The organism is Stutzerimonas sp. NM35 (genome assembly GCF_054604355.1).
The window spans coordinates 4,500,051-4,510,989 of record NZ_CM137728.1; the positions used below are offsets into that span (position 1 = coordinate 4,500,051).

The window sequence follows — 10,939 nt, forward strand, 5'->3', positions numbered from 1 at the left end:
ACGGTAATCCTTGAACAAACGAGCTCACAAAGGGGAGCGGTGGGCGCGCCAACAATAAGCGCCACGCTGGGGAGGAGTAAATTGCATCGCGTGCAGGTTGTGAGCTAGCTCTTGTTGGGGCGCCTGGAAGTGTTCAGATGCTGATTCAGTTCATCCTTGACCGAGGCAGGCAGCGCTTTCCAATCGGTGTCGCGCAGTGCGCCCTCGATGGCATAGAGCAATACGCGAGAGGCGCTGAAACCGCGAGATTTGACCGCCTGATAGGCGTCGACCGCACCCAGGCGGCGGAGATCTTCCAAGGTATGGATGCCGGATGCGTGCAACCATTGTGCGGAGGTCTTGCCGAGGTTTTTCAGCGTCAGCAATTCGTCGTGCATGGCGTCCTTATCGACCGGGGTGGCCGGTGAGGAAGTGGAGCGGCCCGCAAAGCCAGCACCGCCGTTCAAAGCTGCCCACGACCCACTCGCGCAGACAGGCCTACGCAAGTATAGAAGCCACGCCAGGTTCTGCCCGCGAGGGTGACGGGTTGTGGTTGCTGCTTCGGTCAGCGGCTGTTCTGCCGCGGCCTGTCAGAGCCCCGGCAGCCGCTGGCGAATGGCGGCCAGCAGATTGTCCAGGCTGGCGGCATCGGGCGTATCGAGCCGCCGGCTGAGCAGTTGCTCGCTTTCGCTCAGGGGTTCGCGTGAGGCCTGTTGTGCCCTGACAACGTCCATGGTTGCGTCGGACGGATCGCCGCCCTCGGCCTGACGCTGCGCAAGCCACTGTTCGATGACCGCATCGGGGGCTTCGCAATCGATGATCAGGAAAGGGACGCCGGTGGCTTCTGCGACTTGCCAGGCAGCCTGACGCTGCTGGTGCTTGAGGTAGGTGGCGTCGATCACCACCGAGAAGCCCGCATTCAGCGCCGCTTCGGCCAGTGTGTGCAGCCGCCGGTAGGTGGCTTCGCCGGCTTCGGCGCTGTAGATGCCGGTATCCAGCTCGTCGGATCGCTCCTGCTGCTCGCCATGCAGGCGCTTGCGTTCCACATCCGAGCGCAGTCTCAGCATGCCCAGCGCTTCGACCAGGCGCAGGGCCACATGGCTTTTGCCGGAGGCTGAAACGCCATGGGTGATGGCCAGGAAGCGTGACGGAATCGCGCTGTAGCTTTCGGCCAGGTTGGCATAGCCGCGGTACTGGCGGACGATGACCTTGCGCTCGACGGCATCCTGTTCCTGATACAGCCGGAACAGGTTGACCTTGGCTCGCACCAGGGCGCGGTAGGCCTTGTACAGGTTGATCAGTTCCAGCGCGGCGTAATCGCCGGTGCGCTCCAGCCAGCCATTGAGGAAGCGGCGCGCCTGGCATTTCAGGCCGCGGTCTTCCAGATCCATGGCCAGAAAGGCCGCGTCGGATGCGATGTCGATCAGGCGGAAGGGTTCGTTGAATTCGATGCAGTCGAACAGCACCACCTGGTTGTTGATCAGGGCAGCGTTGCCCAGATGCAGGTCGCCGTGGCATTCGCGAATGAAGCCCTGTTGGCTGCGCTGTTCCAGCAAGGGATAGAGTCGCTCGATGCTGGTTTCCGTCCAGTCGATCAGCGCATCGAGCTGTTGCAGGTCGGCCTGTTCGGTCAGCAGGGGGCGGATCTGCTCGAAGTTCTGCCGCATCGGCGCGACGATCGCCTCGGCACTGTTCAGCGGGTGTCCTGCGGGCACCTGCGGAATGTCCAGGTGGAAGTGGGCGATCTGCTCGGCCAAGGCGTCGATGTGGGCGTCGGTCAGCTCGCCGCGCGCCTGCACTTCGGCCATGAGCTGGGTCTGCGGGAATTCGCGCATCTGCAGCAGGTACTCGATGGGTTCGCCGTCACCACCGATAATCGGGGCCTCGATGCTACCGGTTATCGGCAGAACCTGCACATACAGGTCAGGCGCCATGCGCTGGTTCAGGTGCAGTTCCTGCTCGCAGAAATGCTTGCGGGAAGCCAGGTCGGTAAAGTCGAGAAAGCCGAAATCCACAGGCTTCTTCATCTTGTAGGCGTAGGTGCCGGTCAGGATGACCCATGAAATGTGTGTTTCGATGACCCGGAAGCCGTCGACCGGATGGGAATAGAGGGCCGGATTCTGCAATGCGGCGATCAGTGCTTGGCTCACGGTCATTCCTTGTAAGTATGGTGTGCGGGACGTGTGGTTATCGGAACGCAGCTCACACAGTCTGAAAACGCACCATTATGTCCATCCGGGAGTGACCTGCAAACCGCCAGGAGGCCGCATTCCCCGAAGATCAAAGTGCGTATAATCCGCCGCCATGACTAAAGTACGCTCTCCTCGTTCCCGCTCTAAGCGCCGATCCGGCGGCTTCCGGCCCTGGCTTGGTTGGGCCGTAAAGCTGTTTCTTGTGGCGCTGGTGATCCTCGCCGGCGTGGCCGTCTATCTCGATGCGGTGGTTCAGGAAAAGTTTTCCGGCAAGCGCTGGACCATTCCTGCAACGGTCTTCGCAAGGCCGCTGGAGCTTTTCGTCGGACAGAAACTCGACAAGGATGACTTCCTCACGGAGCTCGATGCGCTGGGTTACCGCCGTGAACGTGCGGTCGATGGGCCAGGCGTGGTTTCGGTTGCCGGCAATACCATCGAGATGCATACCCGGGGGTTCCATTTCTACGAGGGCGTCGAGGAATCGCAGCGTATCCGGGTGCGTTTCTCCGGCGACTTTGTGGCGGGCCTGACCCGTGCCAACAATGCCGAACTGCCGGTGGCGCGACTCGAACCCCTGGTGATCGGCGGCCTCTATCCTGCGCATAACGAGGATCGCATCCTGATCAAGCTGGAGCAGGCGCCGCCTTATCTGGTGGAAACCCTGGTCGCAGTCGAGGATCGAGAATTTTTCGAGCATTTCGGTGTTTCGCCCAAGTCCATCGCTCGTGCCGCCTGGGTCAACCTGACCGCCGGCGGGGTGCGTCAGGGCGGCAGTACCCTGACTCAGCAGCTGGTCAAGAACTTCTATCTGACCAATGAGCGCAGCCTCAGCCGCAAGGGCACCGAGGCGATGATGGCGATCCTGCTGGAGCTGCACTACGACAAGCGGGAGATTCTCGAAGCGTACCTCAATGAGGTCTTTCTCGGTCAGGATGGCCGGCGGGCTATCCACGGCTTTGGCCTGGCCAGCCAGTATTTCTTCGGTCGACCACTGGCTGAGTTGCAGGTGCAGCACGTCGCGCTGCTGGTCGGCATGGTCAAGGGGCCGACGTACTACAACCCTAGGCGGCATCCGGAGCGTGCGCTGGAACGGCGCAATCTGATTCTCGATCTGCTGGTCGAGCAGCAGGTGCTCAGTTCCGAGGCAGCGGTTGCGGCTAAGCAGAAGCCGCTCGGAGTGACGCCGCGTGGCAGTCTGGCCGACAGCTCCTATCCGGCGTTTCTCGATGTAGTCAAACGCCAGCTGCGTGAAGACTATCGCGATGAGGACCTGACCGAGGAAGGCTTGCGTGTCTTCACCAGCTTCGATCCGATTTTGCAGATGAAAGCCGAGAGAGCCATGACCGAGACGCTCAAGCGGCTCGGCAAGGCCGCCGAAGGTGTCGAGGGGGCGATGCTGGTGACCAATCCGGAAACCGGCGAGCTGCAGGCGATGCTGGGTGGTCGTCAACCAGGTTTTGCTGGCTTCAACCGGGCGCTGGACGCCTCACGGCCCATCGGCTCGCTGATCAAGCCGGCGATTTACCTTGCGGCCTTGGAGAAGCCCAGCCAGTACACCTTGACCAGCCTGCTGGAAGATGAGCCCTTCTCGGTCAAGGGGGCCGATGGCCAGGTATGGCGACCACAGAACTATGGGCGTAACGCCCACGGTGCGGTTTACCTCTACCAGGCTCTGGCCAATTCCTACAACCTCTCCACGGCCCGCTTGGGGCTGGATCTGGGTGTGCCGCATGTTCTGAAGACGCTCGAGCGGCTGGGGGCTTCGCCACAGTGGCCGGCTTATCCTTCGATGTTGCTGGGGGCGGGCGGGTTGCGTCCTATCGAGGTGGCGGACATGTACCAGACGCTCGCCAATGGTGGTTTCAACACGCCGTTGCGAGCCATCCGTAGCGTCGTTGCGGCCGATGGCGAGCCGCTGAGTCGCTACCCGTTCAAGATTCAGCAGCGTTTCGATGCCGGTGCGATCTATCTGACCCAGTACGCCATGCAGCGCGCCATGCTCGAAGGCACCGGGCGTTCGGCTTACAACCAGATACCCAGGTCGCTGGCGCTGGCAGGCAAGACCGGTACCACCAATGATTCGCGTGACAGTTGGTTCGCAGGTTTCAGTCAGGACCTGCTGGCAGTGGTCTGGCTGGGACGTGACGACAACGGCAAGACTTCGCTGACAGGTGCTACGGGTGCATTGCAGGTGTGGGCCGACTTCATGCGTCGCGCCGATCCGCTGCCGTTGCAAATGCCCATGCCGGAAAATGTCGTCATGGCCTGGATCGATGCACAAACCGGGCAGGGTACGGCTGAGAATTGCCCTGGTGCGGTACAGATGCCCTATATTCGTGGCAGTGAGCCAGCCGCGGGACCTGGTTGTGGTATTCAGGCGCCTGCCGAGTCGGTCATGGACTGGGTTCGCGGCTGGTTGCGCTGAGCCACATCTGGCGCATGAAACAATACTGTTGGCTGCATGAAACGATTATGAGGTTCGAATGTTGAGCAACAAGCGATGGATGGTCGTTCTGATAGCCGCAGCGCTGGCGCAGGGCTGTGCAACAGTCGATCGGGGCGCGATACCTGTGGTCGACTCCGGTGCGCCGGTCTCCGAGGAAGTGTCGGCGCGGCAAGCCTACCGTACGGGTGGCGCGCCTGTGTCTGCGCCGGGTATGCAGCCTGTGCCTGAGGATTCGGGGGTAATGGTCATGGTGCCGCAGCAGAACTCGGCCCCCCTGCAGACCTTTCCCGCGCCTGATGCCACCTTCAGCGGTTCGGTTGACCCGGCACCCGGTGTGTCCGAGCCATGGACGCCTCCCGTGCCTGCGCCTCAGGCTCCGGTGCAGGGCCAATCAATGCCCAGCGGCATCCCCTCGAACGGAGGCTTGTCTGCCGATGAGCGGCTCGACGGTCCGGTGTTGGCGCTGCTGACCACGGCCCAGCAGCAACAGGGCGGTGGCGACCTCAACGGGGCCGCATCCAGCCTCGAACGTGCCCAGCGCATCGCACCCCGCGAGCCGCAAGTGCTTTACCGCCTGGCCGAGGTGCGCCTTGCTCAGGGCGATGCCGTGCAGGCTGAGCAGCTCGCCCGGCGGGGGCTGAGCTACGCGGGTGATCGCCCGGCGCTGCAGGCGAGTCTCTGGGAACTGATCGCGCAGGCACGCGAGCGTCAGGGCAATGCCGCCGGAGCTGCGCAGGCGCGCGAGCGCGCCAGGGTTTCGTTGTGATGGATGGCCGGGCGCCGGAGCTGGCCGAGCAACTCTTGCTGATCGAGCGAGAGTTGCGCGCGCTGGGGACATGGGAAGCCCTGCCGCCTGACCTGCAGGCCCTTGCCAGTCGTGAGCCATTCTGTGTGGATACGCTGTCGTTCGAACAGTGGTTGCAGTGGATTTTTCTGCCGCGCATGAAGGCGATCCTGGAAAGTGGCGCGGCATTGCCAGCCGCTTCGGGCATTCTGGCGATGGCGGAGGTGGTCTACAGGGATTCTCCATCAAGGGTTGCCGGCCTGCTTGAGGCGCTGACAAAGTTTGATTCGCTGATCGCTCGCGGCGAAAGATGATGCTTGCCGACTGGCGGAGCTGGCGAATCTGATTCAACTCAGTCGCAGGTTTCGGCGATTTTCCGCTTGGCTTCGAGGATGCGCGCCTGGCGTTCTTCTTCGTTCAGGCGCCGCACTTCTCCCTCTTCCTCTACGCGCACCCGCGGATTGTTCTGCAGTTGTGCCAGGTTCGTGCGCAGTGTCGTGCAGTATTGCTGGCGCTGGGCGTTCTGTTCGGCCACCTGTTTTTTGACCTGGCGCTCAATGTCGCGCTGCTCGGCCTCGCCAGTTCTTTCAGTCTCGGCAGGTACCACAGGCGCCTGTTTGGGTGGCGGTGCAGCAGTATTGAGCATTTCCACGGCCTGATCCTGAGGCGGTTGCGCGCCAAAATGCGTAACGCCTTGTGCATCCACCCATTTGTAGATCTGGCCGGCCATGACATTGCCGCTCAGTGCGAGCAGCAGACAGCCCGCGAGAATAGTCGAACGCATGCTTATCCCTTCTGTGGAGGCATTATCAGGGCGGTACTATACGCAAAACTTCCGGTCCTTCATTCTGCGCTGGATCACAGCTGAAAACAGTCGGAAGACAACAGCAGGCTTGACTTGGCACGGTCTAATCCGAACAATTCCATGCTTGCTGTTGCGAGGACATTGCACGAGCCTGTCTTCGGTCAACCATATCAAGGTGCCTACCCGCACCGACTTGCTACACCCGCAACGCGTTACCTCGCGCTGGGAGGAGCGTCCCGCAATACTTTGGGGCTTTCCTGGTACTTGCTTAGTCAGTAGCTGACGTAGTCGGCGACCACCGTCGCTCATGCACTGCTGAGCAGTAAAACCTATTTCTGGCCGGTCCGGCGCGGAGCGGCTATCTGGCGTTTTAGAGGTGAACAACGTGGAATTATTATCCGGCGCTGAAATGCTCGTCCGCTTCTTGCGCGACGAAGGCGTTAAGTACATCTACGGGTACCCGGGTGGTGCCGTTCTGCATATCTACGATGCGCTTTTCAAGGAAAAGTCCATCGAGCACATCCTGGTTCGTCATGAGCAGGCCGCCACCCACATGGCCGATGGCTATGCGCGGGCGACCGGCAAGGCCGGCGTGGTGCTGGTGACCTCCGGTCCTGGTGCGACCAATGCCATCACCGGCATTGCTACCGCTTTCATGGACTCGATCCCGATGGTGGTCATCTCCGGTCAGGTTCCGAGCAACATGGTCGGCACCGATGCCTTCCAGGAAACCGACATGATCGGTATCTCCCGGCCCATCGTGAAGCACAGCTTCATGATCAAGCATCCTTCGGAAATCCCCGAAGTGATGAAGAAGGCGTTCTACCTCGCCGAGTCCGGGCGTCCTGGTCCGGTGGTCGTCGATATTCCGAAGGATATGACCAACCCGGCCGAGAAGTACGAATACGTCTATCCGAAGAAGGCCAAGCTGCGCTCCTACGGTCCGGCGCTGCGCGGTCACTCCGGGCAGATCCGCAAGGCGGCGGAACTGTTGCTGGCGGCCAAGCGGCCCATTCTCTACGCCGGTGGCGGCGTGGTCCTGGGTGGGGCTTCCGCACAGCTGACCGAACTGGCGAAGATGCTCAACCTGCCGGTGACCAACACCCTGATGGGGCTGGGTTGCTATCCGGGCAGCGACCGCCAGTTCGTTGGCATGCTCGGCATGCACGGCAGCTACACCGCCAACCTGGCCATGCACCATTCCGATGTGATTCTGGCGGTCGGTGCGCGCTTTGATGATCGTGTGATCAATGGCGCGGCGAAGTTCTGCCCGAACGCCAAGATCATCCACATCGACATCGATCCGGCGTCCATCTCGAAGACGATCAAGGCCGACATTCCGATCGTTGGTCCTGTGGGCAGCGTACTGACCGAGATGGTCGCCATCGTCAAGGAAATCGGCCAGGCGCCGAACGCCGAGACGGTCGCCAGTTGGTGGAAGCAGATCGACGAGTGGCGCGGCAACCGTGGCCTGTTCCCCTACGATAAGGGCGACGGCAGCATCATCAAGCCGCAGGCCGCCATCGAAATGCTCTGCGAAGTGACCAAGGGCGAGGCCTATGTGGCGTCGGACGTTGGTCAGCATCAGATGTTCGCCTGCCAATACTACAAGTTCGACAAGCCCAACCGCTGGCTCAACTCGGGCGGCCTTGGCACCATGGGCTTCGGTCTGCCGGCAGCCATGGGCGTGAAGCTGAACTTCCCCGACGCTGATGTTGCCTGCGTTACCGGCGAGGGCAGTATCCAGATGAATATCCAGGAGCTGTCGACCTGCCTGCAGTACGACCTGCCGGTGAAGATCATCAACCTCAACAACGGTGCGTTGGGCATGGTCCGCCAGTGGCAGGACATGGTGTACAACAGCCGCTACTCGCACTCCTACATGGAGTCGCTGCCTGACTTCGTCAGACTGGCTGAAGCCTATGGGCACGTTGGCATGCGTATCACCGATCTGAAGGATCTCAAGCCGAAAATGGAAGAGGCTTTTGCCATGAAGGATCGGCTGGTATTTCTCGATATCGCCGTTGATACCAGCGAGCACGTCTACCCGATGCAGATCAAAGACGGTGCCATGCGCGACATGTGGCTGAGCAAGACGGAGCGGACCTGATCATGAGACACATCATTTCCCTGTTGATGGAAAACGAGCCGGGCGCCCTGTCTCGCGTGGTTGGGTTGTTCTCGCAACGTAACTACAACATCGAGAGCCTCACGGTTGCACCAACCGAGGATCCGACGCTGTCGCGCCTGACCCTGACGACTGTCGGGCATGAGGAGGTGATCGAGCAGATCACCAAAAACCTCAACAAGCTGATCGAAGTGGTCAAGCTGGTGGATCTGTCTGAAAGCGCGCACATCGAACGCGAGCTGATGCTGATCAAGGTGAAGGCTACCGGCGCGCAGCGTGCCGAGGTCAAGCGCACCACAGATATCTTCCGTGGGCAGATCGTCGACGTCACCACCAACGTCTACACCATCCAGCTGGCCGGCACGACCGACAAGCTGGACAGTTTCATCCAGGCCGTCGGTACCGCATCGATCCTGGAAGTCGTGCGCAGCGGTGTCACCGGGATTTCCCGTGGCGACAAAGTGCTGAGCATCTAAACACGTTTTATCGAATGGCCCGAACGGCCAGTAACTGGGGTAATTCCATGAAAGTTTTCTACGACAAAGACTGTGATCTTTCCATCATCCAGGGCAAGAAGGTCGCAATCATCGGCTACGGCTCCCAGGGTCATGCACATGCCTGCAACCTGAAGGATTCGGGCGTCGACGTCACCGTTGGCCTGCGCGCCGGTTCGCCTTCAGTCGCCAAGGCTGAGGCCCACGGCCTGAAAGTCGATAATGTCGCTGCTGCCGTTGCTGCCGCCGATGTGGTGATGATTCTGACCCCGGACGAATTCCAGGGCCGTCTGTACAAGGACGAAATCGAGCCGAACCTGAAGAAGGGCGCAACCCTGGCCTTCGCGCATGGTTTCTCCATTCACTACAACCAGGTCGTGCCGCGCGCCGATCTCGACGTGATCATGATCGCGCCGAAGGCTCCGGGCCACACCGTCCGCTCCGAGTTCGTCAAGGGCGGCGGTATTCCTGACCTGATCGCCATCTACCAGGATGCTTCCGGCAACGCCAAGAACGTTGCTCTGTCCTATGCTTCCGGCGTAGGCGGCGGTCGTACCGGCATCATCGAAACTACCTTCAAGGACGAAACCGAAACCGACCTGTTCGGTGAGCAGGCCGTTCTGTGTGGCGGTTGTGTGGAGCTGGTCAAGGCTGGTTTCGAAACCCTGGTCGAAGCCGGTTATGCGCCGGAAATGGCCTACTTCGAGTGTCTGCACGAGCTGAAGCTGATCGTCGACCTGATGTTCGAGGGCGGCATCGCCAACATGAACTACTCGATCTCCAACAACGCCGAGTACGGCGAGTACGTGACCGGCCCGGAAGTCATCAACGCCGAATCCCGTGCCGCCATGCGCAATGCGCTGAAGCGCATTCAGGACGGTGAGTACGCGAAGATGTTCATCAGCGAAGGTGCTACCAACTACCCATCGATGACTGCCTATCGTCGCAACAACGCTGCCCATGGCATCGAAGTGGTAGGCGAGAAGCTGCGCGCGATGATGCCTTGGATCGCTGCCAACAAGATCGTCGACAAGAGCAAGAACTGATAGCGGTTCTGCTTGAGAAAGAACGCGGCCTGGGCCGCGTTCTTTCGTTAGGCTCAGGTTCAATCTGGTATAAAACGCTGCTGGTGGCAAGGTGAACCGGCTGTGCCGGGGTCTGTCGAATTTATTCAAACCTGCAGTAAGGTGAATTTACATGAGTGAGCATCCCGAAGAGCCGAACAAGCCAGTCGAGCCGGAAAGTCTGCTGCCTATCGATGAGCATGTCGAAGAGATCCAGGACTCCGAAGGCCGCAAAGTTCGCCATCGCGGTATTTACCTGCTCCCCAATCTGTTCACTACCGCCAATCTGTTTGCCGGGTTCTTCTGCATCATTACCGCAATAAACGGCAATTTCTATGTCGCTGCGGCAACCGTTTTCGTGGCGATGGTACTTGATGGTCTCGATGGGCGCGTGGCTCGCCTGACCAATACCCAGAGTGCCTTCGGCGCAGAGTATGACTCGCTTTCCGATATGGTGGCTTTTGGTCTGGCGCCGGCTATTCTGGCCTACGAGTGGGCGTTGTCCGAGCTGGGCAACGTCGGGCTGACCGTGGCATTCATCTATGTCGCCTGTGCTGCGCTGCGTCTGGCCCGCTTCAACACTCAGATAGGTAAGGTCGACAAACGCTGGTTCATCGGGCTCGCCAGTCCGGCGGCTGCCGGTGTGGTGGCCGGTTCGGTATGGGCTGTCTGGGCGCTGGATGAGGTGGGGGTAAAAGGTGTGGATCTCCCGCTGGCGCTCGTCATGTTGTTTGCGCTGCTGGTGGCTGCAGCCGGGTTGCTGATGGTCAGCAACATCAAGTACTACAGCTTCAAGGATCTCGATCTCAAGGGGCGGGTGCCGTTCGTGGCCATCCTTGTTGTAGTGCTGGTCTTCGCAGTTGTCTTCAGTGACCCGCCCCGTGTACTTCTACTGATCTTCCTGGCCTATGCAGCATCCGGGCCGGTGCAGTTCCTGATGCGTCGGCACAAGCGTATTGAAAGCTGATCTCGTCGCATCCAGTGCGCCGCCATATGTTTATGGTTTGATGCTGGAGGAGTCGAATCACTTTAGGCGGTAATAAGCGC

At 60.5% G+C, this 10,939-nt stretch carries 10 protein-coding genes; 7 read left to right on the forward strand and 3 right to left on the reverse strand.

The genetic code is table 11. The features are described 5' to 3' along the window. Positions 1-104: 104 nt before the first annotated feature. Both ACYCFC_RS20870 and ACYCFC_RS20875 read right to left on the reverse strand, forming a co-directional pair. Complete coding sequence (locus ACYCFC_RS20870) at positions 105-377, reverse strand: TfoX/Sxy family protein (protein WP_459652776.1); 273 nt, start codon at positions 375-377, stop codon at positions 105-107. A 192-nt stretch (positions 378-569) separates the two neighbouring features. Then, positions 570-2,129: a bifunctional aminoglycoside phosphotransferase/ATP-binding protein gene (locus tag ACYCFC_RS20875; RefSeq protein WP_459652777.1), complete on the reverse strand. Its 1,560-nt coding sequence runs from the start codon at positions 2,127-2,129 to the stop codon at positions 570-572. A gap of 154 nt (positions 2,130-2,283) precedes the next feature. Between ACYCFC_RS20875 and mrcB the strand changes: the two genes are divergently transcribed. The 3 genes from mrcB (at position 2,284) to ACYCFC_RS20890 (ending at position 5,715) form a co-directional block, all read left to right on the forward strand. Next, a complete protein-coding gene (mrcB, locus tag ACYCFC_RS20880; RefSeq protein ID WP_459652778.1) occupies positions 2,284-4,596 on the forward strand; it encodes a penicillin-binding protein 1B in 2,313 nt (770 codons plus the stop codon). Positions 4,597-4,675: 79 nt separating this feature from the next. Then, entirely contained in the window at positions 4,676-5,383 is a 708-nt protein-coding gene (locus ACYCFC_RS20885; protein WP_459652779.1) for a tetratricopeptide repeat protein, read from the forward strand. Beyond that, positions 5,383-5,715 (forward strand): YqcC family protein, encoded by a 333-nt coding sequence (locus ACYCFC_RS20890; protein ID WP_459652780.1) that lies wholly within the window; start codon positions 5,383-5,385, stop codon positions 5,713-5,715. Before ACYCFC_RS20885 ends, ACYCFC_RS20890 begins: the two co-directional genes overlap by 1 nt. A gap of 38 nt (positions 5,716-5,753) precedes the next feature. Here ACYCFC_RS20890 and ACYCFC_RS20895 read toward each other — a convergent pair whose 3' ends face one another. Then, on the reverse strand, positions 5,754-6,185 hold the full coding sequence (locus tag ACYCFC_RS20895; RefSeq protein WP_459652781.1) for a DUF4124 domain-containing protein: 432 nt from the start codon (positions 6,183-6,185) through the stop codon (positions 5,754-5,756). Between the two features lie 406 nt (positions 6,186-6,591). Between ACYCFC_RS20895 and ACYCFC_RS20900 the strand changes: the two genes are divergently transcribed. The 4 genes from ACYCFC_RS20900 (at position 6,592) to pssA (ending at position 10,859) form a co-directional block, all read left to right on the forward strand. After that, a complete protein-coding gene (locus ACYCFC_RS20900; protein WP_459652782.1) occupies positions 6,592-8,316 on the forward strand; it encodes an acetolactate synthase 3 large subunit in 1,725 nt (574 codons plus the stop codon). A gap of 2 nt (positions 8,317-8,318) precedes the next feature. Beyond that, entirely contained in the window at positions 8,319-8,810 is a 492-nt protein-coding gene (gene ilvN / locus ACYCFC_RS20905; protein ID WP_037026062.1) for an acetolactate synthase small subunit, read from the forward strand. 47 nt (positions 8,811-8,857) lie between these two features. Continuing rightward, a complete protein-coding gene (ilvC, locus tag ACYCFC_RS20910) occupies positions 8,858-9,874 on the forward strand; it encodes a ketol-acid reductoisomerase (RefSeq protein WP_181082010.1) in 1,017 nt (338 codons plus the stop codon). Between the two features lie 151 nt (positions 9,875-10,025). Continuing rightward, on the forward strand, positions 10,026-10,859 hold the full coding sequence (pssA, locus tag ACYCFC_RS20915; protein ID WP_181082009.1) for a CDP-diacylglycerol--serine O-phosphatidyltransferase: 834 nt from the start codon (positions 10,026-10,028) through the stop codon (positions 10,857-10,859). The last annotated feature ends 80 nt before the right edge of the window (positions 10,860-10,939 follow it).